Origin of the sequence: Enterobacter sp. SM3, assembly GCF_009811935.2 — a bacterium.
Classification (GTDB): Bacteria; Pseudomonadota; Gammaproteobacteria; order Enterobacterales; family Enterobacteriaceae; genus Enterobacter; species Enterobacter asburiae_D.
This window is the reverse complement of record NZ_CP099971.1, coordinates 2,154,587-2,179,962: the sequence shown is the minus strand read 5'-3', so window position 1 is coordinate 2,179,962 and position 25,376 is coordinate 2,154,587. Positions and strand designations below refer to the sequence as shown.

Genomic DNA, 25,376 nt, shown 5'->3' with positions numbered 1-25,376 from the left:
ATGAGGGGAAAGTACAGTCCATTATCAGGGTATTGAAGTCGACGATGCGTTAGAGATCACTGAATCGATTGATGTCTAAGGCGGTCAGGACTGCAACCGCAGTCCTGTTCCGGAAGCAGTAATTTTTAGCCTTTAACCAGGGTTTGGTTGTGCATTACCATCTGATTCCCCCTCACTCGCACTCTCTTTGCTCTGAATGAACCGAAGTGCGAGATAGAGGTCTGGTGCCAGGATCATGTCATCATCATTCATCGTTGGCCGACTCTCTTTAAACCAGCGTGTTAATTCCGTTTTCCTGCCCGCAAGGATTAATTTAATCTGTCGCCCCTTCAGGTCACGCTTTAACTCATTAATGGTTGCCAGAACGCTGATGTCTGAATAGGTGAAGCAAGCAACGGCATCAATGACCACCCATTTGGGTTGTAATGCCGCGCCATCAACCAGGTTCAATACCCGGCGTTTAAAATAAGCCACATTAAAATAGGTCAACGGTGAGTTAAATCGATACATCAGCACGCCCGGGACCATTTTAATATCGGTTGTATTGCCTAATGAGTGAATCATTCCATCTTCGTCAGTGCCCAACAAGTGCTCAGAGGGACGAAACACCGTACGAAGGAACTGTAGCAGCCCAAGCAGCACCGCAAGGCCGATCCCCTGGATAACGCCGATAATTAAAACACAGCCAAACGTGAAGAAGGCCAGGCGAAATGCCTGTTTATTTCTGCGCCTCAGGTTCCATAACCCACGTAAATCAATCAATGACCACGAGGCATACATTAGAACAATACCTAATGCAGATACCGGAATAAACTGTAATGGCTGAGTGAAAAATACCACTACGATACCGATGAGTAAGGCTGCGACGATGGAAACCAGCTGGCTTTTCCCACCCACTGAATCATTAACCGCGGTCCGGGAATCGGCTCCACTGATAGCGAATCCCTGAGATAAGCCAGACATAATGTTCGCTATACCCAGCGCTCTGAACTCAGCATCAGCATTAATTTCATAGCCATTTTTCGCGGCGAAACTGCGGGCGGTCAGCATCAGGCTGACAAAACTAACTAAAGCCAGGTTCAGCGCCGGGATCACTAAATCACGCATCGGACCGGGCTGGAACGCTCCCCAGTTAACGACGGGTAAACCAGGCTCGAAGCCATCCCCCCCAATCGTGGCGATACCATACTGTTGCGCAGATGTTCCCCACACCAGAACAGTTGTCAGCACAATGGCAATCAACGGTGCCGGCCAGTGGCTGCGATACGTTTTGATAACCATTAAAATAATTAACGTTAAAAGTGATATCCCTATAGTTAATAAATGGCTGTCTGAAAGTCGGCCTGGCAAGGCCATTATTTTCTCAATAACCTGCGCTTCATCGAGTTTTATCCCCAACACCTTGCCTAATTGCCCGACAATAATCGTCACGGCTACGCCATTAAGCAAACCCGTAAGAATGGGATGAGAAAGCAGATCGGCAAGCGCGCCCAGGCGAAACTTACTGGCAAGCAGGCACCACCCGCCCATCATCAACGTCATGATAATCGTCAGTTGCCAGTGCAGTTCGGGATTACCCGCAGAAAGAGGAAACACGACGGCTGCAATCACCGCGCAGGTCGTGGCATCAGGGCCAACAATAAGCTGACGTGAAGAACCAAACAGCGCATACGCTATCATCGGTAAAACGCAGGAATACAGCCCCACTATTGCACCTACACCTGCCAGTTCAGCATACGCAATAGCGACGGGTAGCGCGACCGCCGCAACGGATAACCCTGCTTTAACATCCTGTTTTAGCCAGCTTTTATCGTAGGCTAACAAATTTTGTAAACCTGGCATGTAGTTTAATAAAACTTTTCCGAACACGTTATTCTCCGGATATAAATATTACCCGCGTTATGTTGGCACACTTCTCAGTGAGGTTCTGGCTTTCAAATGCTCCGGATTAAGACTGCCACTGTTCAGAATTTAATAACAGTTCAACTAGTTATTATTCTGACTGCTGTTAAACATAGTTCAAAAATTACCGCTTGTGACTATTCCTCGTCCGTGAACATATCGGCTTCAGGAGAATAATGCTGGCAAACGCATGCCAGCTTATGGCCGTCAGGATCGCGCAGATAGGCAACATAAAAATCGGGGCCGTACGCGGTTCGTGTCCCTGGCTCGCCTTCACTCTTCCCTCCCGCAAGGAGGCCTGCGGCATGGAACCGTCTGACAAGGTCCGCGTTATATGCACGGAATGCGAACATGGTTCCGTTTCCCGCCGTTGCAGGATGCCCGTCAAAAGGAGGGCAGATACAGAAGCTGAAGCCTTCATCGGGATTATTTTCATCTCCCCACATTGCCCAGTCCTCTGTCCAGGCAGGCAAACGTGAATAGCCAAGCACGTTAAAAATAGCGTCATAAAACGCCACGGCGCGCTGAAGGTCATTTGTACCTATAGTGATATAAGTCAGCATCTTGTTTCATCCTCTTTGCCGTTTATCTGAACAGCGATTATACCTCAGAGGCTATGATTCAAGGGGCCATAAAAAGGCTGTTTTTGACCATTGCAGAACCTGTTCTGTAAGGTCATCTCAGCCCTCCACCTCGTGACGTGAATATCTCGAGTTTTCGTATGTATGCTAAAATTTATCCAGCTGAAGACCGAAGAACAGTCCTTAAAATTTCAGTACGTTAGGCAAAGCGAGCGAATATGGATAATATTCCACATAAGCAGACAGTTCGGAAAAGATGCCCCAGATGGCTGTGGTGCGGAAGTTTTTATCTGGTTACATTGCATTGCTATGCAGATGAAATAAATCTGTATTCAATAAACACTGGCTCATACGTTTATCATCTGACGCATAATCACGGACAATACACGGAGAACTTTGAAAATAAGTTTGTTTCCGTGGAGAGAAAATTCTCGGACACGTCGAAATATAGTCTTGTGCTAGGCACAATGAAAAACAGTTTTAATGACAGATGCCTGGCTGCCGGGGTTAGAAAAGACTGGGCTGGATGGGATAACGGTTGGGTTTTTAAAGGAATCTATGGATATGTAGGTGAATTTTTCTTTGATACTTTCGATGATTGTGGTGACCATGGTTCATACCATGATTTTAAAAAAGTAACTGGGATAGGATTTTCGCCCTATATATATCATGGATTCCAGTATAATTTTACGTCTTATTTTGGAATGGATGTGGGTATTATCATACCTTCCGTGTTTGTCATTACGGCACAATGGAGCTTTAGATAAATCCGTCAACCGTGTGTGCAGTGCTGTAAATGTCTGCAAAGGGAACCGCCCCGCCATCTCAACCGGAGCGGCTTTAATTACCGCAAGTGCGTGCTCAAAATATTAAGCCACCGCAGCCCACAATCAAAAACTGTACGTCACCTTTAAACTCCCCGTGGGCGACGTTTTACGCTGCACAATGGGGCTATCACCCGCATCCCCCGTGAGCTGCGTAACGCCTGCTGAGGCAAGCACGCTCCAGCGCGAGGTGAGCTTGTGGGTCCAATCCAGATTCATCGACCAGGCATAAATCCCCGCCCCGGCGTCATGTCGGGCAAATCCCGATGAGCTCGACTGCGCGGCGCTGACCCCGTAGTAGGTCTGCATATACTTGTCAGATCCCCAACTGCCGGTCAGCGCCAGCGTCACCTCATTTTTTGGTGAGGTATAGAACGGGCTGGAAATGCCGAAATGCACCGCTTCACCGTTATCCCTCTCAGAAACCGGTACCTCCGCCTGCAGCTGCAGATGAAGCCAGTCGGTCACCTTGTATTCCAGCCCGGGCACAACGATTGCCGAGCCTTTTATCTCCCCCATCCCGCGCAGCTCGTCGCTGCCGGAGCTGATGGAATCGCTGCTCACGTCTTTATCTTTCCGGCCAATTCGATAGCTCAGCGCGGCGCTGTAATCCAGGTTGCCGATGTTGTTGCCGTAACCGATCCCTCGCGTGGTGCCGATAAAAAAGCCGTTTGCCATGGCGTAATCCACCACCTGAGCCGCGCTGACGCGGGTTTTATCTGAACCCGAGTAGCGCGGCGCGACGTCCACGCCGCCCCCCAGGGTTATGACGTTACCCTGGCTCTGTTCTGCCGCCAGTACGGGCGTGGCCAGTAACGCCATAACGACGCCCGGCACGATGTTTTTCAGGCTGCGGCCCGAGAGTAAATGGGGGAACGTATGACGCAGTTCGATGTTTCTCATTACAGAAGCCCTTTTGGATTCAAATGATGACGATGCATGCGGTTAACCGCCAGAACGCCCATTCTGAATACCGACCCTAAGGTTCTGATGAGCCGAATATGAAGAAATACTGAAGCGCGAGCAGGTGCTGTAAACCGGACAGGTTTCCTGATACCGTTTTTTTCTTAAGATGTTCTTCATTCACGGTTGATACAGTTACCAGTGTGAAAATTCTACTAATCGAAGACGACCTGGATCTCGGCAATGGCGTACGTATCGCCCTCTCAGATCAAGGTTTTGACGTCATATGGGTTCGCCGTAAAGAGGATGCGCTGCATCAGCTGGACGTCTGCGTGCCGGAACTTATTTTGCTCGACCTGGGGCTGCCCGACGGCGATGGCATGAGCCTGATGACGCGTTTGCGTCAGCAGCTCAAGGGGATCCCGGTCATCATCCTGACGGCGCGAGGCACGCTGCAGGATCGGCTTTGCGGGCTGGATGCGGGTGCGGACGACTATCTCGTCAAACCTTTTATTCTCGCCGAGCTGCTGGCGCGAGTCAGAGCCCTGGCGCGGCGCAGCTACGGTTTCGAGAATGAAGCGATAGAAATTCGAGGCCTATCGCTTCATGTCCCGACGCGTCGCGTGACGGTGAGCGCGCGCCACATAGACCTGACGGCGAGTGAATACGCGTTGCTAGAAACGCTGATGCTGCGCGCGGACCGCGTAATTACGCGACGGTTTCTGGAAGAACGGATATTCGGCAACAAAGAGAACCTCAGCAACGCGCTCGACGTGCATATGGGGAATTTGCGGCGAAAGATCGGCGACGGCTATGTGCGAACGGTGCGGGGCGTCGGGTATGTCATTGATACCGTCTCAGTCCAGAAGGTGACCGGTTAATGCAAAACGTCTGGTACCACCTGAGACGCCCAACGCTGGTACGGCGAATTATTATCGCCCAGCTGCTGCTGCTTACCCTGCTGTGGTGTCTGTTTTTAACCTTCATTCTTTGGGAGGACCTGCGCAGTCCTCCCATCCTTACGGGCAGTCATACCTACGACACCCTTTTTACCCTGGTCGAGCGGATGGGCGAACACCCGCAGGATCGCACCGCAGTGCTGGAAGCCTTCAGCAAGGCGCTGCGTGAGGGCTATGGCGGCGGCGAGGATCCCGCGCTGTCAATCAACTTCATCGTGCGCAAAAATAACGCGATTATTTTTTCATCGCCTGGTGCACCAACGGGGGTAACCAACACCCGGTTTGGTGAAATGCAGCGTGTTCAGAGCGACGGTCGTACCTGGACCAGCCGAACCCTTAAATCCGCGCATTCCGACGTGGAGGTCACCCTTTTCACCCCGGCCGGCGGCTGGAACTTCTTTATCTACCTGAACTCGCGCGGCTACTACATCATGCCGCTGCTGGTCTGCTTCCCTTTTCTGCTGTTTCCCGCGTGGCTGTCAATCCGCATTGCGATGCGCCCCTGGAACAAGGTGGTCAATGAAATTACGTTGCGCACGCCTGACGATCTCTCTCCCTTAAAAGCCGTTCCCAGGCACAGGGAGCTTCGCCAGATGGTGGATGCGATCAACGACTTCCTTGCCAGGGTGCGTGAAAGCGCGGAAAGGGAACGGGTTTTCATTGCGGATGCCGCACACGAGCTGCGCACTCCCCTCGCGGCGATGCGCATCAACGTGGAAGCGCTGCAGTCCTGGGTCATCAGCGAGAGCCAGCAGGAGCTGCTTGCGGGGGTGATTCGCAGCAACAGCCGGGCTGCGCGCCTCGTCAACCAGCTGCTGCTGATGATGCACAGTGAAGCGCGCATAGATACGGACCTGGAGCCCGTGGCGCTAACGATGCTCATTCAGGAGCGAATGGCCGAGCTGGAACCGCTGGCGTCTGCGCGCAGGATTGAGCTGGAATTCTTCGCCGAGGATGAAATCTGGATCTCAGGCGTCAGGGAACGCCTGGTGTCGCTCGTTGACAACCTCATTGAGAACGCCGTGAAGTACAGTCCCGAGGGCGGGCGGATTCAGGTCGATGTCCGTCCATTAGATGGCTTCGCGCGGCTTCGCGTTTCCGATGCAGGACCCGGTATTCCGGCCGAGCTGAGGGAGCGCGTGTTCGACCGGTTTTTCCGCGATCCCAATCAGGTGCAAAGCGGGAGCGGGCTGGGGCTTGCCATCGTCAAAGCGGTGGCGCAGCAGCACAGCAGCAGCGTAAACCTGAGCACTTCCGCAGAAGGTGGTCTCATGGTGACGGTTGACTTCCCGGACCGCACGTTTAGCTAAACCAGAACAGGGTGTTTGATCGCAAATGCCGCAGATTGCTTCAAAATAATTACCGTATTTGTTATATTGTTGTTTATTGCTTATTCACCTCTGCGGTGCCAAAAAGAACAAGATTCACCGCAACCCAGGATACAAAAATGTTAGATTACCGCTTCCCGACAGCTTTGCAGATGGTTCTCAGCGTAGCGATGGCGGAGCAATTGGGTGAACGTTCGACGAGTGCGATTCTGGCCTACGGTCTGGAAGCGAACCCGAGCTTCATCCGCAAATTGATGGTTCCGCTGACGCGTGACGGCATTATCGTCTCAACGCTTGGCCGTAACGGCTCAATTCATCTTGGTCGCCCGCCGGAAGAGATCACCCTGCGCGACATCTACCTTTCGGTCATCGAAGATAAAAAGCTGTGGGCGTCGCGCCCTGACGTACCGGCCCGCTGCGTGGTCAGCGCTAACGCCTGCTGGTACTTTAAGTCTATCTCCGAAGAAGCTGAACAGGCATCGTTAGCGGTATTAGCCCGCCATACCGTGGCAAGCGCCCTGGAGGCGGTTAAGAACGCCGACAGCAGCGGATGGGATCCGCTCCCCGACCTTATTGCCCAGTACCAAAAAACGTCGTAACGTTTTTCCTGATGCGAAAAAAAACCGCCTTCACTGTGAAGGCGGTTTTTTATTATCGGCAACGTCCCTACGCAGGCAGAACGTCCCTTTCCTCTTTTTTCCCGCGCGTCACGAACTTACGCAGCGTCACGTAAAACACCGGGGTCAGGAACAGACCAAACAGCGTCACGCCCAGCATCCCGGAGAAGACCGTGATCCCGGTAACGCCGCGCACTTCTGCGCCCGCGCCGTGACCGAGGATCAGCGGAATGGTCCCGGCAATAAAGGCAATCGAGGTCATCACAATCGGGCGTAAACGCAGGCGGCACGCCTCCAGCGCGGCTTCCATGATGCCTTTGCCCTGAATTTCCAGCTCGCGGGCAAACTCCACGATAAGAATCGCGTTTTTACACGCCAGCCCCATCAGTACCACCAGCCCTACCTGCACGAACACGTTGTTATCGCCACCGGTCAGCCAGACGCCAAACAGCGCGGAGAGCATGGTCATCGGCACGATGAGGATCACCGCCAGCGGCAGCGTCCAGCTTTCATACAGCGCCGCCAGCACCAGGAACGCCAGCAGCACCGCAACCGGGAAGACGATCAGCGCCGTATTGCCTTGGGTGGCCTGCTGGAAGCTCAGATCCGTCCATTCAATGTTCATCCCGTTCGGCAGGATCTGCTTAGACATGGCGTCCAGCTGCGTCATCGCCTGCGCAGATGAAAGCACGCGCGGGTCGGCATCGCCAATCAGATCCGCCGCCGGGTAGCCGTTGTAGCGAATCACCGGATCCGGCCCGTAGGTGGTCGTGATTTTCACCATGCTGCCAATCGGTACCATTTCGCCCTGGCTGTTGCGGGTGCGCAGATTCGCAATGTCTTCCACGCTGTCGCGGAACTGCCCGTCGGCCTGCGCCATCACGCGCCAGGTACGCCCGAACTGGTTGAAGTCGTTCACGTACGACGAGCCCAGATAGGTTTGCAGCGTACCGAAAAGATCGGTCAGCAATACGCCCTGCGCTTTCGCCTTATCACGGTCTACCTGCACGTCCAGCTGCGGAACGTTAGCCTGGTAGGTTGAGATCGGGAAGTGCATTCCCGGCGTCTGCATAATCGCACCGGACATGGTGTTTACCGCATTTTGCAGCGCACCATAGCCCAGACCACCGCGATCCTGAATGTACAGGGAATAGCCCGATCCCTGACCCAGCCCTAAAATCGGCGGCGGCAGAATGGAGAAGCCAAAACCTTCCTGAATTTGCGCGATTTTCGCGTTAATCTCCGCGTTAATTTCCGCCGCAGTATGTTTACGCTGGTCAAACGGCTTCAGGCCGAAGAACACCGTCCCGGTATTCGGCGTGTTGGTGAACTGCAGCGCGTTCAGCCCCGGGAACGCAACCGCGTAGTCCACGCCTTCGGTATTCATCCCGATTTCGCTCATTTTGCGGATCACCGCATCGGTGCGCGCCAGCGACGAACCTTCCGGCATTTTCACGCCGCCAATCAGGTACAGCTTATCCTGCGTCGGAATAAACCCGCCGGGTACCGCTTTAAACATCACGCCTGCGGCACAGAGCAGCAGCAGATACACCACAAATACCGAGCCGCGTCGTCCCAGCGTTTTGCCCACCAGCCCCTGATAGCCGTTCGAGCTGCGGTGGAAAAAGCGGTTAAACGGACGGAAAATCCAGCCGAACAGACGATCGATAAGCCGGGTCGGGAAATCTTTCGGCGCGCCGTGCGGTTTTAACAGCAGTGCCGCCAGCGCCGGAGAGAGCGTCAGCGAGTTAATGGCGGAGATGACCGTGGAAATCGCGATCGTCACCGCAAACTGCTTGTAGAACTGCCCGGTAACGCCCGAGAGAAACGCCATCGGCACAAACACCGCGCACAGCACCAGCGCAATCGCGATGATCGGCCCGGACACTTCGCGCATCGCCTGATGCGCCGCCGCAAGCGGAGCAAGCCCCTCTTCAATGTTTCGCTCGACGTTTTCCACCACCACAATGGCGTCGTCCACCACGATACCGATGGCCAGCACCAGCCCGAACAAGCTCAGGGTATTCAGCGAGAAGCCCAGCAGGTAGAGAATGCTGAAGGTACCGACCACCGACACCGGCACCGCGATCAGAGGAATGATCGACGCGCGCCAGGTTTGCAGGAACAGGATCACCACCAGCACCACCAGTACCACCGCTTCAAGCAGCGTTTGCACCACCGCGCGGATGGAGTCGCGCACGAAAACGGTCGGATCGTAAGGTGCCGCCCACTTCATGTCCGCCGGGAAGCGCGTGGACAGTTCGTCCATTTTCGCGCGCACCGCATTAGACAAATCGATGGCGTTCGCCCCCGGAGACTGGAAGATACCAATCCCGACCGCGTCTTTATTGTTCAGCTGGGAACGCAGCGCATAGCTGCCGGACCCCATTTCGATACGCGCCACGTCGCGCAGGCGGACGACCGTGCCGTCCTGCGTCGTTTTCAGGACAATATTGCCGAACTCTTCTTCGGTATGCAGACGCCCCTGGGCGTTAATGGAGATCAGGAAATCGCTCTCTTTCGGCAGCGGCTCGGCGCCAAGCTGCCCGGCGGACACCTGCACGTTCTGCTCCTGCATCGCCGTGACCACATCCGACGCGGTCAGCCCGCGGGCCGCCACCTTGTTGGGATCCAGCCAGACGCGCATTGCGTATTCACCCGAGCCGAAAATCTGGATCTGGCCGACGCCGGGCAGGCGCGCCAGCTCGTCCTTTACCTTCAGCGTGGCGTAGTTACGCATATACAGGGAGTCGTACTTGCCGTTAGGCGAAAACAGATGCACCACCAGCGTCAGCGTCGGGGACTGTTTCTGGGTGGTAATACCCAGGCGCCGCACGTCTTCCGGCAGACGCGCTTCGGCCTGCGCGACGCGGTTTTGCACCTGAACCTGCGCCTGATCCGGGTCGGTTCCCGGACGGAAGGTGACGGTGGTTACCAGCACGCCATCGGAACCCGCGACGGACTTCATGTACATCATGTTCTCAACGCCGTTGATCGCCTCTTCCAGCGGCGTCGCCACGGTCTCAGCAATCACTTTCGGGTTAGCGCCCGGGTACTCCGCGCGCACCTGCACGCTTGGCGGCACGACGTCAGGGTATTCGCTCACCGGCAGCAGCGGGATGGCAATTAACCCTGTGATAAAAATCAGAATCGACAGCACCGCGGCAAAAATCGGCCTGTCGATGAAAAAGCGGGAAAAGTCCATGGGTTGGATTCTCAGGTCAAGGGATCAGTTGAGGGCGCTGGCGGCGGTCATGGCAACGGTTTTCGCGTTAACCGGCATACCCGGCATAAACACTTTTTGTAACCCCTCGACGATGACTTTATCGCCAGGGTTCAGCCCCTGCCGCACGATGCGTAAACCGTCTGCCAGACGGCCCGGCGTGATGTCGCGACGCTGCGCTTTCCCCTCTTTATCCACGATATAAACGTATTTACGATCCTGATCGGTCAGCACCGCTTTGTCGTCGATAAGCGTGGCTTTGAACTCCGCGCTGCCCGGCAGGCGCACGCGGGCAAAAAGTCCCGGCGTGAACTGACGCTGCGCGTTATCCAGCAGCGCGCGCATACGGATGGTACCGGTGCTCGGCGTTAGCTGATTATCCAGGAAATCTACTTTGCCCTGATGGGGATAGCCCTCCTCGCCCGTCAGGCCAATCTCAACCGGAAGCGCCGTGTGATTGCTGGACGCCCCCTGCCCGCTGCGGGCCAGATTTTGGTAGTGAAGGTAGGTCGACTCGTCCACGTCAAAGTAGACGTAAACGGTTTTCTGCGAGACCAGCGTGGTGAGGACGCTGGCGGTGTCGCCCGCAGTCACCAGGTTCCCGCTGGTGATCAGCGCCCGGCTGGCGCGACCGTCGATAGGCGCGGTGACTTTGGTGAAGTCCAGGTTGAGCTGCGCGGCGTCCACTGCCGCCTGCGCGGCGCGAATATCGGCCTGCGCCTGAGTGGCGGCCGAACGACGCTGCTCCCACTCTTCACGGGAGACAACGTTGGTATTGACCAGCTTATCGGTACGGTTAGCCTCGCTTTGTGCCAGGCTGGCCTGCGTTTTGGCTCTCGCCAGGTTCGCCTGCGCCTGTTCCAGCGCCGCGCGATAGGTTCGGTCATCAATCGTGAACAGCACCTCGCCCTTTTTCACTTCCTGGCCGTCGGTGTAATTCACTTTATCAATGTAGCCGGAAACGCGCGGACGGAGCTGAACGCTCTCCACCGCTTCAATCCGGCCGTTAAAGCTATCCCACTGGCTAATGGATTTCACCACCACGTCAGCAGCGCTGACGGCGGGCGCAGGCGGCGCGGCATTTTGCGCGACGCTGTTATCGCATCCGACGAGCAGCACGGAGAGCAACATGCCCCCCAGCGCGTTCAGATGATAGTTACCCCAGGTTTTTTGCAGGCTCATTATTTTTATTCCGGTAATTGTCGCCGCCGGGCAAGACGCAGCAGGAGGCACCGCGCCACTTCCTTTGTCCGGTGGCTGTCTTAAGGCCATTTGTGTCGTTCATCGCCACAAAACTGTAACAGTTGCGAATACACTATCGCGGCGATTGTAGGAAGGCGCTTAACTAAGTGCAAGAATAATTGTTGCACTTTATGTGCTATTTGAGCGGATGTGAAAAGACCCGTTTCGCTCAGGGATTTAAATGCAACAATAAAACTTGCAATTAATACAAAAACGCGCCACCTTTTAATGCAACAGACAAAGATACTTTTAGACAGGCAGCGTGGGGGTAACCAGATGAACACTGGCGCATTTATGCATGATTTACTCGACTGGATCGACAACAACCTGGATAGCCGTCTGGACATTGAGTCCGTCGCCAGGCGATCCGGCTACTCAAAATGGCACCTCCAGCGCCTGTTCAAAGAGCATACGGGCTATCCCCTCGCCGGGTATATTCGCGCGCAAAAGCTGCAAAAATCGGTTGAGCGCTTAACCCGCAGCGATGAACCGATTCTGAACGTGGCGATCGCGCTGGGCTTTGACTCACAGCAGTCCTTCAACCGCAGCTTTAAGCGTCAGTATGGTCAGGCGCCTGGGGCATGGCGGCGGAGCATGGCTGGCCCGGAAACGCAGCAGCTACGCTAGCAATATATATTTTGCTGCAACGTCGATCTGTTGCTGATATACTGTACATAAACACAGTATAGCGAGGTGCACGATGGCTGTTGAAACAAAATTTGTTGTCGTAAGAAAAGGTGAAGAGAAAATGACATTTGCCAGTAAGAAAGAGGCTGACGCTCACGACAAGCTGCTCGATATGGCAGACGCGTTCACCGACTGGCTGTTGCAAAGCGGAATGCAGATGGATGAAACGCAGGCTGAAAATCTTGGCCTGTATCTCGCCGAGCAGAAAGAGACCGTGCAGCATATTCTTCGTACCAGCAAGCTTCCCGATCTCAATACTCCAGCTGCTGCGGATAAAACAGAATCCGATGCGGCTGACACGAAAAAAATCAGGGCTGTGAAAGCGGCCTGATTGTCAGAAAAATCATCACCGACCCCGGAGCCGTAAGCAGCCATCTGCTTGCGGCTTTTTTTAGCCCGAACATGAAAAGCGTAAAGGAGATGACGTGCGGCAAGGAATGAAGGAAAAAATCATCCGGATCTGTGATGCAAAAATCGCCTCTAAGGGAAGCGATGTTGGGCTTTCGTTTTATGCTTTTTTTGCTAATAAAAATGACGATCCTGAACTGCTTATGGAAGTGGCGCACTGGTGGATTATGGAGATGAAGCTGGACCATTTTGAAAAGGCTGAAAAGATCAGAAACCTTGTCTCAGCCCTTTAACACGCTATAGCGGGATGGCCGGTAGCATTCCGGGATTTCATCGCTCTGGCCGTCGCCTAACTCCTCTGAGACCAGTCTGCCAATCGTCGCTGCGCACGTAACGGCTGGGTGCATAGAGGCGACGTAAACCGTCCTGCTCTCATCAGCAAAACCAAGAACGGGATACCCATCCTGAATAACAGGACGCTCTCCTGTTGAGTACTGGATGAGAGCAGCCGACTCTGCGCCCGTAAGCCTGCTTCTTACCGCGCGTTGTGCAGCCTCCGCCGTTTCTCTGACGTTGCCGCTAGCCGGGTAATCTTCTGCGGCTAACAAATCCCCGTTGTGCGCTTGCCGAACCTCAATATCATCATCGGAGACGATCGTGTTGACCACGTTCCGGGAGGCCGCAAAGCGCAGCAATATGGCCGGTGATGCCAGAACCGGAACATGAATATCCATCCGCTCAGTCAGCGCTGGAATACCTGTACCGCAGGCCAGCACGACGCAATCTGCGTCCAGTGTCCCCCGAGAAGTCAGGACGCCTGTCACCTTCCCCTCCGTCATGCAAAGACCCGTAACGGTTGTTTGGGTACTGAGCACGACGCCCTTCTCACAGGCTTTGTCGAGCAATAATCGCGTTGCGCTGACGGCGTCAATGGCACCATCTTTTGCAGCATAGCGGGCCTCTGAGGGAGGATTGTTCAAAGCAGGCTCAAGGCGGGCAATCTCCGCCTTGTGGAGGAGACGTTCGTCCTGCAGGCAGGATCCGGATGCCGCGCCGTAGGTTAACGAACCGCTCCATTTAATGTTAAGTTCCGGTAGGTGTTCTTCCAGCCTGTGCCAGTCCGCAAGTGCGATGCGCCGGATAAGCACGTCTGCCGCATCATCCTTCACCACACCGGTCAGCCAGCCAAACGCGCTGCCGGTTGAACCTGACGCAGGCATATCCTTTTCAATGAGGGTGACGTCAAATTCACGGTGGGCGAGATGCCATGCGATGGATACGCCAGTGATCCCAGCACCTACGACGACAATCCTTTTTTTATGGATCACAGTGCCCTTCTCCTGTGTGGGGAACATGTTCATGCCAAGATGCGAAAGTAATCTCTTACAGGTTATTTTGTAGGATTGCAAAATTCGTGGGTACAGTGGTTCAGTATGGGGCTTAAGACGTCACCTTCTTGCTTAAAGGAGACATTTTGTTCCCGCCGCTGTCCGCTTTGTGCCACAAGCAGACGTTTTACATATTGCTATTCAATGCTTAAGGTTAGTCCTCAATGGTTACTTAAACTCCTGTTCATCTATTTCAAAAATGTATAATCTGCTAAAGAAAAGATCGAGGACATGAGGGAGAATGATGTCTACTGTTACAGATTTAGTATCAGCTTTAGCTTGGCCATTAGCTTTTGTATGGTTTGTTCAGAAATATGGTAATGATGTTAAAGAGCTAATTCTCCGGCTATCTAAAGTAAAATTTGGAAATGCGGAAGCTGAATTTACTTTAGGGTTAAAAGCCGCGGAAGAGTTAGCTAATGGAGCTCCCTTGGTTGAAGCATCAAAAGATCTACATGAGGAAGACATCGAGTTTTCTAAACGTATGTCGCAGTTAGAGCGCATTGCGGATGTATCGCCTAGGGCCGCAATTATGGAGTCATGGTTACTAATTGAAGAAGCGGCAGGAAAAGCAGGTTTTGTCCAAGGAGCATCTATTCCACGAATCAATCCTTTATTATTTATTGAATGGTTAGTAAGAGAAGGAAAAATTGATAAATCAACCGCTATATTGGTCGATAGGATGAGAAAACTACGAAATGAAGCGAGTCATTTGAAAGATTTCGAACTAACAAAAGATGAAGCTGAACGATACCTAAAAATAGCCGTTCAGATCTCTCTCCTTATCATCGAGCCGGATTCATCCGTAGTGTTAGAAAATGAGTAAACGCATCCAGCCGCTCACTCTAAGGCAGGGTTGGCGGCTGAAAAAATTACGTTACCTAACTGTTATGCTTTTCCCTATGAATTAACCAAACGTTGATAAGCAGAAACTTTTCCAAGATTAGGGAGTTGAGGCAGTGTTGCTGTTGCGATGTAACCCAGAGCTTGAATTACAACTTGATTAGTAGAAGTAAATGTTGCAGCTAGATTTTTATAACTCTCAGCACATCTAGCTATAGAAACTCTGGATGCAAATTCACTATCTAAGACAAGTCTTACAAACTCTTTTAATTCGTTGTCACCAAACTTAGCAATCATCTGATCGTAATAATATACAGCCCCATTTGAAACGCCGTATCCATTGCCTAATTTACACATAATTATGGTTTTGACGTAATCCTTTCTTACTGCATCAGGTATAATTCCGGTGCTGGATATATATGCAGCCAAAGCTGAAGCATGAGGCGGTTCACTATGAAAATTATTCCATCCGCTGTGAGCTTGATATAGATTATATATCTTTATCGACATTTCAACTGATAATGTATCTGCAGGCAAATATGGCAACCCACTAACAATAGTCAAAAATTCGTTTGCTGCATCACGCCGAGAGTTCTCGCCATTAGTAGCAAATGACTGGTATTTAATGCCGCAGTTATATTTCGCACTATCAGATGCTAAGGTCCAACAATCATTTGCAATACCTTTAATATTATTTTTAATTTGCACCGATGCAGAATCATTTGTATACATTCCAAATATAGTTCGCAGGAGAGAATTTAGAGCATCTAAAGGTAGAGTTTGTAAGCCTGTTTTGATATGGGCTATGGCAGTCGTATCTAAAGACTCTTGTTTGATGCTTAGCAGAAATCGATTTACATTTAAGGCTGCAGGTTCAGGTTGCTTTGATATCACTTCTTTTATACATGTTTCTAACCAAGAAACTAATTGAAAACCAGTTAGCTGATTCTGGTTAGGGTGTGCTGCGCTTGCCCAATTTCGCATATCCCTAATGTAATCTAAGTGTTTAAACCCTAAATCTGAAAGCAGACCTGTTAGGTGACATCCCCTAATTAATTCCCACTCCTCAACCTTTACAAGATCATCAATAGATTTTAATTTATCTCGTCTTTTAGGATCGGTTATTATGCTGTCATAAAAATAATCAATATCATTTAATGAAACCTTCCATCTCAAATTGGTTACAGTCTCATTCCAGAGGAAATTCAGAGCAGCATCAAAAAGACCAGCACCGCATGCCGCGACGAATTTCGATAAATATAATGACCCAGACCGGGTTTGTGCCGTCATGTTACTTATGACATCGGGGAGATTTGAAATAACTCTGTGACGTTCTGAATTCTCTACGAGAACATTATTTGTGGGCAAGTCTAGACTTGTTAGGTAGACAGCAAGTGACGTATTAAATTGGTCAACTACAGTTGTGACACTTTGTGTGTCAACTACTAATAAGTTATTTGCCATTTTCATTCCTTTTCATCGATTTTCATGCCTCAGTCAACAGTTCAGAAAGAACTGATAACAATTCCATTAATTATTCATGTAAGTCATTTGAAAAACACTTGATAGTGTCTCATTTTTTATCACGGGCTTTTGATTCTAAATCAATTTAAACTAGCTGAACCAACTGATGCAACCAAAAAAACCAAGATCATACTTGTACTTTATCTATCAAAGCCAACTACAGCTCACAGCATAAGATCCCTTTGCTGGTTTGCTTCCCTGTAGGGTGATCATTGCCGCACGATAAGCTACTTCCGCTCTTCGCTCATAGCAGACGTATCGTTACCCCCTCCTCATCACCCTCAACGCCACCAACCATAAAACCTGGTAGCTATACAAACACACCAGACTGTTATGTTAATACGTGTTCCCCCCATCAACGAGAAATCGCACATGACCCCACATCCACTACGCCAGATCATCGAATCCTGTGACCACGCCATCACCACCAAAAACTATGACGCGCTGATGGAGTACTACGCCGAAAACGCGGCTCTTGTGGTCAAGCCCGGCATGACGGTTAAAGGCAAAGAAAACATCCGCAGCGCGTTTATTGCCATCTCTGATTATTTTCAGGATCAGCTGATCGTCGAACAAGGGGAGATGCAGGTGATCGAAGGTGGCGGCAATGCCCTCGTTATCATGGAAACCGTTCTTCGTTTCCCTGATGGTCAGGGTGGGATAACGGAATTGTCGCGCCGCGCGACCTATGTTTTTCGGCAGGAAAGCGACGGTCGCTGGCTTTGTACTATCGACAACTCCTACGGTACGTCGCTTCTGGATTCGGTAAACGCATCACGTTAGTCACAGCTTCAAAGGGGCGCTACCGCCCCTCCACGCCAGCGCCCTTAGTGTGTAGTGATGCGCGGCTCCCTCACAAACTCAGCCAGCAGCCACACCATGTCGTGCAGCAGACCCGTCAGCTCTTTCGCTACGTGGGCGGGCAGCGTTCCACCCATAACCGCCTGCGTCAGCGCCAGAACATAGTCCACCTGAGTCAGGGTGTCCTGCCAGCAGTCCGGCACGCAGGAGTTCAGTTTCTCACCCATGATCAGTTGCGCAATCAGGTCTGGCGGTAGATCGACATCGCAGAGTTCTCTCAGCTTACGCAGGGCGTGCAGCAGCCGCTCGCAGAGCGCAGTAAACATCTTCGCATCCTCGATTTCGACCAGCACGCTCACCAGCGCGGCGCAGTTGTCGGCGACGACAAACAGATCGGCATCAGCCGGAAGCGGGCGGGAGATCAGTTGCAGAATGACGTTTTCGTCAGACGGGAGATAAGTCAGGGTTGGGATAGTAGCCATAGTAAGGCATCCTCAGTGTGTAAATTGGGTGAACCACCCGATGAGTTCCTACGCTCGAGGGGGTAGCGCTGACAGAGGTAGGAATGCCGCCCACAGAGAAAACGGCCAGCCTTGCGGCTGCTCCGCCAGCGCCACCGCAATTTTAACGAGTTCGGCGCTGCCGCGACATATAAATATCGCTCTGTAGATGCGGGTTCCTACGCCCGATTGCGGATGTGCCGCAACGCAGGCACTTTACGACCCCGATCGGTTGAAGAAAAGATATAACCCTGAATTTCACACGGTTAATTTGCGGTTTGCGAGGCGCCTTCCAGAATGACAACGCGGCCCTAAATTTTAAGCGTATCAATCACCGCTCTCAGTGCAGGCGACACGTTACGGTGCGGATAATAGAGGTACAACCCGTCCATGCGCAGGCTATAGCGCTGCAACACCCGGATCAGCGTTCCACGCTCCAGATCGTCAGCCACCAGCTCCACCGGGACATAGGCCAACCCAAGCCCCAGCCGGGCGGCTTCGGCTTCCATGTAGCTGTCAGACAGCGCCCATTGCCCCTCTGGCCGATGGGTGATTTTTTTCCCGTCCTGCACCAGCTCCCACTGATAGTCACTACCGTCGGCAAGCTGGTACGCAATGCAGGGGTGCGCCACTAAATCTGCAGGCGTCTGGGGAAATCCGTAGCGTCTGAAATGTTCCGGGGCAGCCACTGCGGCCATTTCCATATCAGGCGTGATACGCACTGCAATCATTCCCTGCCCCACTTCCGGCCCCAGTCTGACGCCCGCATCGAATCGCTCGGCGATAATGTCGACGAAGCGGCTTTCATTCATCAGTTCCAGCCTGATGTCCGGGTAACGCTGTTTAAAAATGGCGAGCTTGGGCAGCAGACATTTGTCGATAGCGTGCTGGCTGGCATTAATGCGTACCGTGCCGGACGGCGTCTGACGATAGTGTGCCAGGGTCGCCAGGCCCGTATCGAGCGTATCGAATGCGGATTTGGCGGTCCGGTAAAGTTGTTCCCCGGCGTGGGTTAGCGACAGCTTGCGCGTGGTGCGGACCAGAAGCTGAACGCCCAACCGCTCCTCCAGCTCGCGAACCGAGCGGCTGATCCCGGATTGCGCCAGCCCGAGCCGCTGCGCAGCCGCCGTGAAGCTCCCCTCCCGCACCACCTGCATAAACAGGTACAGCTCATTGTAGTTTTCCCGCTTCGCCATCACGCCCCCAATTTATAACAATATGATATGAATCCTAGCAGCTTTCGGCCTCTAATCAGCACTATTTCTGCTAACTATAATGACCGCAACACAACAACCCTGGGTCTATTTTCATGAAAACATTCACCCAAAAACTGTCCGTTGCGATGCTGCTATGCGCATCATTAAGTGGATTGACAACAATGAGTTATGCAGAAACCACCAACCCAAACGCACCCGTTTCGATGGTGACCACATGGGATAAAACCTTCGCCGAAAGTGACAAAGTCGATCACCGCAAGGTGTCCTTCCAGAACCGGTACGGGATCACCCTGGTGGGCGATCTGTATCTTCCCAAAAGCCGCGGTGACCGCAAGCTGGCGGCGATTGCGGTTAGCGGGCCGTTTGGCGCAGTCAAAGAGCAGTCCAGCGGCCTGTACGCGCAGACCCTGGCGGAAAATGGTTTTGTGACCCTGGCGTTCGATCCGTCCTATACGGGCGAAAGCGGTGGCCACCCGCGCAACGTTGCGTCTCCGGATATCAACACCGAAGACTTTAGCGCGGCGGTGGATTTTCTGGGATTGCAGAAAGAGGTTGATCGTAACCGCATCGGTATTCTCGGCATCTGCGGCTGGGGCGGTATGGCGCTGAATGCGGCCTCCATGGACACCCGCGTGAAAGCGGTTGCCACCAGCGTGATGTACGACATGAGCCGGGCGATGGGCCACGGCGTGGGCGACGGGAAAGATCGCTATTCAACGTCTGACCGTCGTGCCGTTCTGCAGTATCTCAACGCACAGCGCTGGAAAGATGCTGAGAACGGTACCTTCGCGCACGGCGGCCATGACATTTATGTCGATGAGAACGGCAAGGTGACGGCGGCTGAACGTATTCTGCCAGAGACGCTGCCAGCAGACCCGCATCCGGTACTGAAGGAGTTCTATGACTACTACCGCATGCCGCGCGGCTCCCACGCGCGTTCCGTCAACTCCACCGGCGCGTGGACCGCGACCACGCCATTATCCTTTATGAATATGCCGCTGCTGAGCTACGCCGGGGAAATTACGATCCCGACGCTTATCGTAACCGGTGAAAAGGCGCACTCCCGCTACTTTGCAGAAGATGCGTTTAAAGCGGTCGGCAGCAAGCAGAAGGAACTGGTGATTGTTCCAGGCGCAAACCATGTCGATCTCTACGACAACGTTGCCGGGAAGATCCCGTTCGGCCAGTTTGAACAGTTCTTCAAAACCAGCCTGAAATAAACCTCTCCGCCGCCCGTGTTGAGCGGGCGGCCCTTCGTGAAAGATGACTATGTCCACTCTGAACCCTACCACCTCACAGAATGAGGAACGCGCGCACTGGGGCGGTATTTTTGCCATGACCCTGTGCGTATTCGTCCTGATTGCCTCGGAATTTATGCCCGTCAGCCTGCTTACCCCTCTTGCCAGAGATCTGGGCGTTACGGAGGGGCTCGCTGGCCAGGGGATCGCAATTTCCGGCGCGCTGGCGGTTCTGACCAGCCTCTTCCTTTCCCGGCTTGCCGGGAATATGAACCGCAAACACCTTCTGCTGGGCATGACGCTCCTGATGGCGCTCTCGGGGATGATTATCGCTTTCGCCCCAAACTATCTGGTTTACATGACCGGCCGCGCGCTGATCGGTATCGCTATAGGCGGGTTCTGGTCCATGTCTGCCGCAACGGCCATTCGCCTCGTTCCGCAGCATCAGGTCTCTCGCGCGCTGGCGATATTCAACGGGGGGAACGCGCTGGCGACGGTAGTCGCCGCCCCGCTCGGGAGCTATCTCGGCGCCACCATTGGCTGGCGCGGCGCCTTCCTGTGCCTGGTTCCCGTGGCGATAGTGGCGTTCCTCTGGCAACGTTTTAGCCTGCCCGATATGAACGGCAATAAAAATACGACGTCACGCGCATCCGTCTTTGGGCTATTCCGCCAACGGGTGGTTTCCATTGGTCTGCTGGCCTGCGGCCTGTTCTTTATGGGACAGTTTGCGCTGTTTACCTATGTGCGTCCGTTTCTCGAAACCGTCACGCAGGTCACCCCCTCCGGCTTATCGCTGATTTTACTCACCATCGGCGTCGCGGGTTTTGTTGGCACACTGCTTGTTGCCATGGTTCTGAACGCCGCGTTTTACCTGACGTTAATCGCCATACCCCTGCTGATGGCCGTCATAGCAGGCGTGTTGATACTGACCGGTCACAGCGTGTGGATCGTTGCCGTGCTGTTAGGCTTCTGGGGGATGCTGGCGACGGCAGCGCCAACGGGATGGTGGACATGGATTGCGCGAACGCTGCCGCAAGAAGCCGAAGCCGGTGGCGGGTTAATGGTCGCCGTGATCCAGCTTTCTATTGCGCTGGGTTCAACGGCGGGCGGTATGCTGTTCGACCATCTCGGCTGGCAGAGCACGTTTGCAATGAGCGGCATGGTGCTGCTGTGCGCGGTAGTGCTGACGCTTCTGCTTTCGTGTCTTCACAAACCACTCGCCGGATGATTTGTTGACGCTTTTCTTCACCGCTGGTGTATTGTTTTTAAACGATTCATCACTCTGAAGAGAAGCGGCGACATGATTAACATCCTCGGCAAAACCACCTCCATCAACGTGCGTAAAGTGCTCTGGACCTGCGAAGAAGCAGGCCTCGCGTATCACCAGGAAGATTACGGCAGCGGTTTTGCCTCAACGGAAACGGATGCCTTCCGCGCCCTGAACCCCAACGCCATGGTGCCGGTGCTGATGGATGACGATTTCGTGCTGTGGGAGTCCAACGCCATCTGCCGCTATCTGGCGCGCAAGGCCGGACGTCACGATCTGCTGCCCGCAGAGCCGCAAGCCTGCGCCAACGTTGAGCGCTGGATGGACTGGCAGGCAACAGAATTCAATAACGCCTGGCGCTATGTCTTCCCGGCGCTGGGGCGTAAAAACCCGGACTTTAACGACCCTGAGCGCATTGCGGCGGGAATAAAAGAGTGGAACCACTGCATCACCATTCTGGAAAACCAGCTGCAGCGCACCGGCGCCTTCGCGGCTGGCGAGACGTTTACCCTTGCGGACGTGGTGCTTGGGCTGTCGGTGAATCGCTGGAAGATGACGCCGTTTGATAAGCCCGACGTGCCGGCAATTGAGGACTGGTTTGAACGTCTTAACCAACGCCCGGCGTTTTTGCGTCACGGCAATAACGGCATGATATAAAGTATTTACGCCCCCATCTTGAGCAAGGATATTTTATTTAATTACTTAACCCTTAAACGCGTCAGAGGGAATAATAATTAAGCCATATCCTGGACAGCCCGTTGCACCGCTTTGCTAGCCTGACTATTCAGGCAAAGCTCAACCCGGAGGTATTCTTGCTGATTAGACTCAAGAAAGAACGAACGCATAAGGAGGATCGCCGGCTTGCTCTCTGGCTGGCGACCTCGGCAGGTTTGCTGAATGCCATCGCCCTTGGTGCATTTGGTTTTTTCCCCTCACACATGACCGGCAACACCTCACAGTTATCCAGCGAAGTCTCTTCCACCGACCTGAGCGATATTATTTTCTTCGGCTCGATTATTCTCTCCTTTGTCGCAGGCGCTATTCTTGCCCGCATGATTGTAATATGGGGCATTATCCATAACGTCAGGCTGGTTTTTTGCCAGATCCTGTTTGTCGAGGGGATATTGCTGACCGGCGTCTCCTTCTACGAGATGTATTTTCATGCCCTCACCAGCAACCGCGAGATTATTCTTTTTCTGTGCGGCCTGATGGGCATTCATAATTCCACCTCCACGCAGCTTTCCGGCGGACGGGTGAGATCGACGCACATTACCGGCACGCTGACGGACGCGGGGATATCCCTGGCCTCCGTAATGGTGGCGATGCTGCGCAGGGATTACTCCAAAGATACGGCGGCACAAAAAAGTCAGCTGAAAACCCACTTAACCACCCTTTTCTCGTTTATTACGGGGGGTATCGCGGGGCTGCTGCTGTTCAGGTGGATCGGATTTAACGCCATGCTGGCGCTCGGACTGATGCTTGCCGTGGTCGCTATCGTTTCAATTATCACCGTCTCGACCCGGGTTCGACGGGTTCGCGCTACCGTCTGAGTGTTGTAGCTGCCCCAGCAGGCGCTGCATGTTGTCGTCGCAGGAGATTCCATCCGGACGGTTGGTGATACTCGCGACCAGCGTCAGCAATTCTCTGCGGTTTTCCTCAAGCTGCTTCTGCATCGCTTCTATTTCGGCAATACGCGTTTTCAGGGACTGGATCAGTCCCTCATGATTCCAGTGCTGTTGCGGCTGCGGCAGGAAGCGGCGTATTTGCTCCAGTGAGAACCCGGTACGCTGCGCGTTGTCGATGATATTCAGCAGCGCTGCCACCTCTTTAGAATACGATCGGTAGCCGTTCCCCTGCCTGACGGGTCGCGGCAGTAAACCTTCCGCCTCATAGAACCGAATGCGCGACGGGGAAATACCCGTCATTTTCGACAGCTCGCCAATTTTCATTTCATCCGCTCTTACGTCTTGACCTTAAAGTTAACTTTAAGCTTAAACTTTTCATACGGTCAACCGGATCGTCATCTCATCAGGGAGCTCATATGCAAACTATTCTGGGTGCCAGCGGGCAAATCGCCCGTGAACTGACCCGCGAATTAAAACGCGCCTATACCGACGACATCAGGCTGGTCAGCCGCCATCCGCAGAAAGTCCACGCCAGCGATATCACGGTTGCGGCCAATCTTCTGGATGCGCAGCAGACGCAGGAGGCGGTTAACGGCAGCGATACGGTCTATTTTACCGCTGGTCTGCCGCCGGATTCCGCGCTGTGGGAGCGTCAGTTCCCAACCATGCTGGAAAATGCGCTGGAGGCCACGCGAAAGGCGGGCGCAAGATTCGTCTATTTTGACAATACCTACATGTACCCTCAGAGCGACGTGCCGCAAACTGAAGAGACGCGCTTTGCGCCCCGGGGGCGGAAAGGCAACGTGCGGGCGCTGATGGCCAACCGGGTGCTTGCCGAAATGCAGCGGGGCGACATTCCCGTTCTCATCGGCCGGGCACCGGAGTTTTACGGGCCTGAGAGAACGCAGAGCTTCACGAATACGCTTATTATCGACAGGCTGAAGCAGCACAAACGCCCGCGCGCTCCGGTACGTGACGATACGCTCCGCATCCTCATCTGGACGCCGGATGCCAGTCGCGCGCTTGCCCTGCTGGGCAATACGCCTGAGGCCTACGGGCAGACGTGGCATTTGCCCTGCTGCGACGAAAGGCTGACGTATCAACAGTTTGTCACTCTCGCCTGCGATATCTTCGGCCAGAAAGCGGACTACACCGTGCTGGGCAAGCTGGCATTCGCCGCGACGGCGCTTTTTTCGCAGGGCGCGCGCGAAATGCGTGAGCTGTTGCCCAGATACGACGTTGATAACCTGTTTGAGTCGACGAAGTTTAAGCGGCATTTTCCCGACTTCCCCGTCATCTCATACCGGCAGGGTCTTGAAAACATCTGGCAGGAATGGAGATCAAAAGCCCGCAAAACAGCGTAGCTGCGCTGCCGCACCGTCACTGGTGCGGCCTCTATTCGTGACAACGTCACTTTCACTTCTCGTCTTTAGGACTATTCTGCCTGCCCCTCAATCAGCCCATACGCCATAAGGCTTAACGCCAGGTTGTCACTGTTTTCATAGGGTTACTAATTTTACCCCTTCGCTGGAACCCTTCCCAAACGCTTGCTATAGGTGAAATACCCCTGCCGAAACATGGCATAACAACAGGCAACCGGTGGTTGCTATAACGCATGCGCACAGGGAGACACACCGCAATGCACCCATTACTCAAACGTTCGCTGCTGTTTGTCGGCGCCATTATCGTGGTCCTCGCCCTCCTCGTCTGGGGCATCGGGATGGAGACGATAAAGGCGCGCCAGGTTGACCTGGTCTATCTCGGGCAACAGCACATGATTCTGGTTTTCTCATCCATGTTTTTTGCCCTGCTGGTGGGCATCCCAGCCGGTATTCTGCTGAGCCGCCCGGCCGCGCGGGGTATCGCCGAATATGTGATGCAAATCTTCAACGTCGGCAACACGCTGCCGCCGCTGGCCGTTCTGGCGCTGGCGATGGTGGTGATTGGCATTGGCGATACGCCCGCCATCATCGCCCTGTTCCTCGCCTCGCTGCTGCCGATCGTGCGTAACACCTACGCCGGGCTGTGCTCGGTCCCGCCGTCGCTGCTGGAAGCGGCAAACGGCATCGGGATGACCAAATGGCAGCGCCTGCGTCAGGTTGAGCTACCAGCCGCCTGGCCGGTCATGCTGTCGGGGATCCGCATCGCCACCGCTATTAACGTCGGTACCGCGCCGCTGGCTTTCCTGATTGGCGCCAGCAGCTACGGCGAGCTGATTTTCCCCGGTATTTACCTGAACGATTTTCCGACCCTGATCCTCGGCGCGGCGGCCACCGCCCTGATCGCCCTGATCCTCGATACCCTGCTGGCGGCGCTGGGTCGCGCGATGAGTCCCCATCTTGCTCGATAACAATAACAA

General features: G+C 53.7%; 25 protein-coding genes. 15 read left to right on the top strand and 10 right to left on the bottom strand.

Annotated features, from left to right (window positions below):
- Window positions 1-132: 132 nt before the first annotated feature.
- Window positions 133-1,869, bottom strand: coding sequence for a SulP family inorganic anion transporter (locus tag GVO84_RS10320; RefSeq protein ID WP_159514047.1), 1,737 nt, complete (start codon window positions 1,867-1,869; stop codon window positions 133-135).
- 170 nt (window positions 1,870-2,039) lie between these two features.
- Entirely contained in the window at window positions 2,040-2,465 is a 426-nt protein-coding gene (locus GVO84_RS10315; protein WP_159514046.1) for a VOC family protein, read from the bottom strand.
- Between the two features lie 236 nt (window positions 2,466-2,701).
- Here GVO84_RS10315 and GVO84_RS10310 point away from each other — a divergent pair, with 236 nt between their 5' ends.
- Complete coding sequence (locus GVO84_RS10310; RefSeq protein ID WP_236545806.1) at window positions 2,702-3,250, top strand: hypothetical protein; 549 nt, start codon at window positions 2,702-2,704, stop codon at window positions 3,248-3,250.
- A 123-nt stretch (window positions 3,251-3,373) separates the two neighbouring features.
- Here the strand turns inward: GVO84_RS10310 and GVO84_RS10305 are convergent, their stop codons facing one another.
- On the bottom strand, window positions 3,374-4,210 hold the full coding sequence (locus GVO84_RS10305; RefSeq protein WP_159514045.1) for a MipA/OmpV family protein: 837 nt from the start codon (window positions 4,208-4,210) through the stop codon (window positions 3,374-3,376).
- Between the two features lie 203 nt (window positions 4,211-4,413).
- Between GVO84_RS10305 and GVO84_RS10300 the strand changes: the two genes are divergently transcribed.
- The 3 genes from GVO84_RS10300 (at window position 4,414) to GVO84_RS10290 (ending at window position 7,096) form a co-directional block, all read left to right on the top strand.
- A complete protein-coding gene (locus GVO84_RS10300) occupies window positions 4,414-5,091 on the top strand; it encodes a response regulator (protein ID WP_121423568.1) in 678 nt (225 codons plus the stop codon).
- Complete coding sequence (locus tag GVO84_RS10295) at window positions 5,091-6,479, top strand: sensor histidine kinase (protein WP_159514044.1); 1,389 nt, start codon at window positions 5,091-5,093, stop codon at window positions 6,477-6,479. The genes GVO84_RS10300 and GVO84_RS10295 overlap by 1 nt, the downstream gene beginning before the upstream one ends.
- A gap of 137 nt (window positions 6,480-6,616) precedes the next feature.
- Window positions 6,617-7,096 (top strand): RrF2 family transcriptional regulator, encoded by a 480-nt coding sequence (locus tag GVO84_RS10290; protein ID WP_025760257.1) that lies wholly within the window; start codon window positions 6,617-6,619, stop codon window positions 7,094-7,096.
- Window positions 7,097-7,163: 67 nt separating this feature from the next.
- Here GVO84_RS10290 and oqxB read toward each other — a convergent pair whose 3' ends face one another.
- Together oqxB and GVO84_RS10280 are read right to left on the bottom strand one after the other, a co-directional pair.
- The gene (gene oqxB / locus GVO84_RS10285; protein WP_023311530.1) at window positions 7,164-10,319 is read right to left on the bottom strand and encodes a multidrug efflux RND transporter permease subunit OqxB; all 3,156 of its coding nucleotides are present in this window, start codon (window positions 10,317-10,319) and stop codon (window positions 7,164-7,166) included.
- Between the two features lie 24 nt (window positions 10,320-10,343).
- Window positions 10,344-11,519, bottom strand: a complete 1,176-nt coding sequence (locus tag GVO84_RS10280) for an efflux RND transporter periplasmic adaptor subunit (RefSeq protein WP_159514043.1) — start codon at window positions 11,517-11,519, stop codon at window positions 10,344-10,346.
- A gap of 336 nt (window positions 11,520-11,855) precedes the next feature.
- Here GVO84_RS10280 and GVO84_RS10275 point away from each other — a divergent pair, with 336 nt between their 5' ends.
- The 3 genes from GVO84_RS10275 to GVO84_RS10265 all read left to right on the top strand — a co-directional run bounded on the left by GVO84_RS10275 (window position 11,856) and on the right by GVO84_RS10265 (window position 12,907).
- The gene (locus GVO84_RS10275; RefSeq protein WP_029739383.1) at window positions 11,856-12,206 is read left to right on the top strand and encodes a helix-turn-helix domain-containing protein; all 351 of its coding nucleotides are present in this window, start codon (window positions 11,856-11,858) and stop codon (window positions 12,204-12,206) included.
- Between the two features lie 73 nt (window positions 12,207-12,279).
- Window positions 12,280-12,597 carry a YebG family protein gene (locus GVO84_RS10270; RefSeq protein ID WP_047647909.1) on the top strand — a complete coding sequence of 106 codons (318 nt, stop codon included), beginning with the start codon at window positions 12,280-12,282 and terminating at the stop codon, window positions 12,595-12,597.
- A gap of 94 nt (window positions 12,598-12,691) precedes the next feature.
- Complete coding sequence (locus GVO84_RS10265; RefSeq protein WP_159514042.1) at window positions 12,692-12,907, top strand: DUF6500 family protein; 216 nt, start codon at window positions 12,692-12,694, stop codon at window positions 12,905-12,907.
- Here the strand turns inward: GVO84_RS10265 and GVO84_RS10260 are convergent.
- Window positions 12,896-13,942 (bottom strand): NAD(P)/FAD-dependent oxidoreductase, encoded by a 1,047-nt coding sequence (locus tag GVO84_RS10260; protein WP_236545801.1) that lies wholly within the window; start codon window positions 13,940-13,942, stop codon window positions 12,896-12,898. The genes GVO84_RS10265 and GVO84_RS10260 overlap by 12 nt on opposite strands.
- A gap of 301 nt (window positions 13,943-14,243) precedes the next feature.
- On the opposite strand from GVO84_RS10260, the gene GVO84_RS10255 reads away from it, so the two are divergent.
- Window positions 14,244-14,828: a DUF4145 domain-containing protein gene (locus tag GVO84_RS10255; RefSeq protein ID WP_223239662.1), complete on the top strand. Its 585-nt coding sequence runs from the start codon at window positions 14,244-14,246 to the stop codon at window positions 14,826-14,828.
- A 74-nt stretch (window positions 14,829-14,902) separates the two neighbouring features.
- Here the strand turns inward: GVO84_RS10255 and GVO84_RS10250 are convergent, their stop codons facing one another.
- Window positions 14,903-16,309: a hypothetical protein gene (locus GVO84_RS10250; RefSeq protein WP_007665146.1), complete on the bottom strand. Its 1,407-nt coding sequence runs from the start codon at window positions 16,307-16,309 to the stop codon at window positions 14,903-14,905.
- Window positions 16,310-16,741: 432 nt separating this feature from the next.
- Here GVO84_RS10250 and GVO84_RS10245 point away from each other — a divergent pair, with 432 nt between their 5' ends.
- Entirely contained in the window at window positions 16,742-17,152 is a 411-nt protein-coding gene (locus GVO84_RS10245; protein WP_159514040.1) for a YybH family protein, read from the top strand.
- A gap of 44 nt (window positions 17,153-17,196) precedes the next feature.
- On the opposite strand, the gene GVO84_RS10240 is transcribed toward GVO84_RS10245, so the two are convergent.
- Both GVO84_RS10240 and GVO84_RS10235 read right to left on the bottom strand, forming a co-directional pair.
- Window positions 17,197-17,652, bottom strand: a complete 456-nt coding sequence (locus GVO84_RS10240; protein ID WP_159514039.1) for a hypothetical protein — start codon at window positions 17,650-17,652, stop codon at window positions 17,197-17,199.
- Between the two features lie 329 nt (window positions 17,653-17,981).
- Window positions 17,982-18,866: a LysR family transcriptional regulator gene (locus tag GVO84_RS10235; RefSeq protein WP_159514038.1), complete on the bottom strand. Its 885-nt coding sequence runs from the start codon at window positions 18,864-18,866 to the stop codon at window positions 17,982-17,984.
- Between the two features lie 113 nt (window positions 18,867-18,979).
- On the opposite strand from GVO84_RS10235, the gene GVO84_RS10230 reads away from it, so the two are divergent.
- The 4 genes from GVO84_RS10230 (at window position 18,980) to GVO84_RS10215 (ending at window position 22,942) form a co-directional block, all read left to right on the top strand.
- Window positions 18,980-20,107 (top strand): alpha/beta hydrolase, encoded by a 1,128-nt coding sequence (locus GVO84_RS10230; RefSeq protein ID WP_159514037.1) that lies wholly within the window; start codon window positions 18,980-18,982, stop codon window positions 20,105-20,107.
- A 49-nt stretch (window positions 20,108-20,156) separates the two neighbouring features.
- Window positions 20,157-21,353 (top strand): MFS transporter, encoded by a 1,197-nt coding sequence (locus GVO84_RS10225; RefSeq protein ID WP_159515624.1) that lies wholly within the window; start codon window positions 20,157-20,159, stop codon window positions 21,351-21,353.
- Between the two features lie 72 nt (window positions 21,354-21,425).
- Window positions 21,426-22,049, top strand: a complete 624-nt coding sequence (locus tag GVO84_RS10220; RefSeq protein ID WP_159514036.1) for a glutathione S-transferase family protein — start codon at window positions 21,426-21,428, stop codon at window positions 22,047-22,049.
- 155 nt (window positions 22,050-22,204) lie between these two features.
- On the top strand, window positions 22,205-22,942 hold the full coding sequence (locus GVO84_RS10215) for a YoaK family protein (protein ID WP_032651215.1): 738 nt from the start codon (window positions 22,205-22,207) through the stop codon (window positions 22,940-22,942).
- Here the strand turns inward: GVO84_RS10215 and GVO84_RS10210 are convergent.
- Window positions 22,892-23,341, bottom strand: coding sequence for a MerR family transcriptional regulator (locus GVO84_RS10210; protein ID WP_159514035.1), 450 nt, complete (start codon window positions 23,339-23,341; stop codon window positions 22,892-22,894). The two genes, GVO84_RS10215 and GVO84_RS10210, sit on opposite strands and share 51 nt — an antisense overlap.
- 92 nt (window positions 23,342-23,433) lie before the next feature.
- On the opposite strand from GVO84_RS10210, the gene GVO84_RS10205 reads away from it, so the two are divergent.
- Both GVO84_RS10205 and osmY read left to right on the top strand, forming a co-directional pair.
- A complete protein-coding gene (locus GVO84_RS10205) occupies window positions 23,434-24,381 on the top strand; it encodes an NAD-dependent epimerase/dehydratase family protein (protein WP_159514034.1) in 948 nt (315 codons plus the stop codon).
- A gap of 275 nt (window positions 24,382-24,656) precedes the next feature.
- Window positions 24,657-25,367 (top strand): osmoprotectant ABC transporter permease OsmY, encoded by a 711-nt coding sequence (gene osmY, locus GVO84_RS10200; RefSeq protein ID WP_029739370.1) that lies wholly within the window; start codon window positions 24,657-24,659, stop codon window positions 25,365-25,367.
- The last annotated feature ends 9 nt before the right edge of the window (window positions 25,368-25,376 follow it).

Excerpts from the sequence above, each read along its gene's own strand:
- GVO84_RS10255 (WP_223239662.1), top strand. The coding sequence starts at position 14,244 with ATGATGTCTACTGTTACAGATTTAGTATCAGCTTTAGCTTGGCCATTA.
- GVO84_RS10290 (WP_025760257.1), top strand. The coding sequence starts at position 6,617 with ATGTTAGATTACCGCTTCCCGACAGCTTTGCAGATGGTTCTCAGCGTA.
- GVO84_RS10230 (WP_159514037.1), top strand. The coding sequence starts at position 18,980 with ATGAAAACATTCACCCAAAAACTGTCCGTTGCGATGCTGCTATGCGCA.
- GVO84_RS10210 (WP_159514035.1), bottom strand. The coding sequence starts at position 23,341 with ATGAAAATTGGCGAGCTGTCGAAAATGACGGGTATTTCCCCGTCGCGC.
- GVO84_RS10270 (WP_047647909.1), top strand. The coding sequence starts at position 12,280 with ATGGCTGTTGAAACAAAATTTGTTGTCGTAAGAAAAGGTGAAGAGAAA.
- osmY (WP_029739370.1), top strand. The coding sequence starts at position 24,657 with ATGCACCCATTACTCAAACGTTCGCTGCTGTTTGTCGGCGCCATTATC.
- GVO84_RS10315 (WP_159514046.1), bottom strand. The coding sequence starts at position 2,465 with ATGCTGACTTATATCACTATAGGTACAAATGACCTTCAGCGCGCCGTG.
- GVO84_RS10305 (WP_159514045.1), bottom strand. The coding sequence starts at position 4,210 with ATGAGAAACATCGAACTGCGTCATACGTTCCCCCATTTACTCTCGGGC.
- GVO84_RS10220 (WP_159514036.1), top strand. The coding sequence starts at position 21,426 with ATGATTAACATCCTCGGCAAAACCACCTCCATCAACGTGCGTAAAGTG.
- GVO84_RS10280 (WP_159514043.1), bottom strand. The coding sequence starts at position 11,519 with ATGAGCCTGCAAAAAACCTGGGGTAACTATCATCTGAACGCGCTGGGG.
- GVO84_RS10250 (WP_007665146.1), bottom strand. The coding sequence starts at position 16,309 with ATGGCAAATAACTTATTAGTAGTTGACACACAAAGTGTCACAACTGTA.
- GVO84_RS10235 (WP_159514038.1), bottom strand. The coding sequence starts at position 18,866 with ATGGCGAAGCGGGAAAACTACAATGAGCTGTACCTGTTTATGCAGGTG.
- GVO84_RS10295 (WP_159514044.1), top strand. The coding sequence starts at position 5,091 with ATGCAAAACGTCTGGTACCACCTGAGACGCCCAACGCTGGTACGGCGA.
- GVO84_RS10245 (WP_159514040.1), top strand. The coding sequence starts at position 16,742 with ATGACCCCACATCCACTACGCCAGATCATCGAATCCTGTGACCACGCC.
- GVO84_RS10240 (WP_159514039.1), bottom strand. The coding sequence starts at position 17,652 with ATGGCTACTATCCCAACCCTGACTTATCTCCCGTCTGACGAAAACGTC.
- GVO84_RS10310 (WP_236545806.1), top strand. The coding sequence starts at position 2,702 with ATGGATAATATTCCACATAAGCAGACAGTTCGGAAAAGATGCCCCAGA.
- GVO84_RS10225 (WP_159515624.1), top strand. The coding sequence starts at position 20,157 with ATGTCCACTCTGAACCCTACCACCTCACAGAATGAGGAACGCGCGCAC.
- GVO84_RS10275 (WP_029739383.1), top strand. The coding sequence starts at position 11,856 with ATGAACACTGGCGCATTTATGCATGATTTACTCGACTGGATCGACAAC.
- GVO84_RS10205 (WP_159514034.1), top strand. The coding sequence starts at position 23,434 with ATGCAAACTATTCTGGGTGCCAGCGGGCAAATCGCCCGTGAACTGACC.
- oqxB (WP_023311530.1), bottom strand. The coding sequence starts at position 10,319 with ATGGACTTTTCCCGCTTTTTCATCGACAGGCCGATTTTTGCCGCGGTG.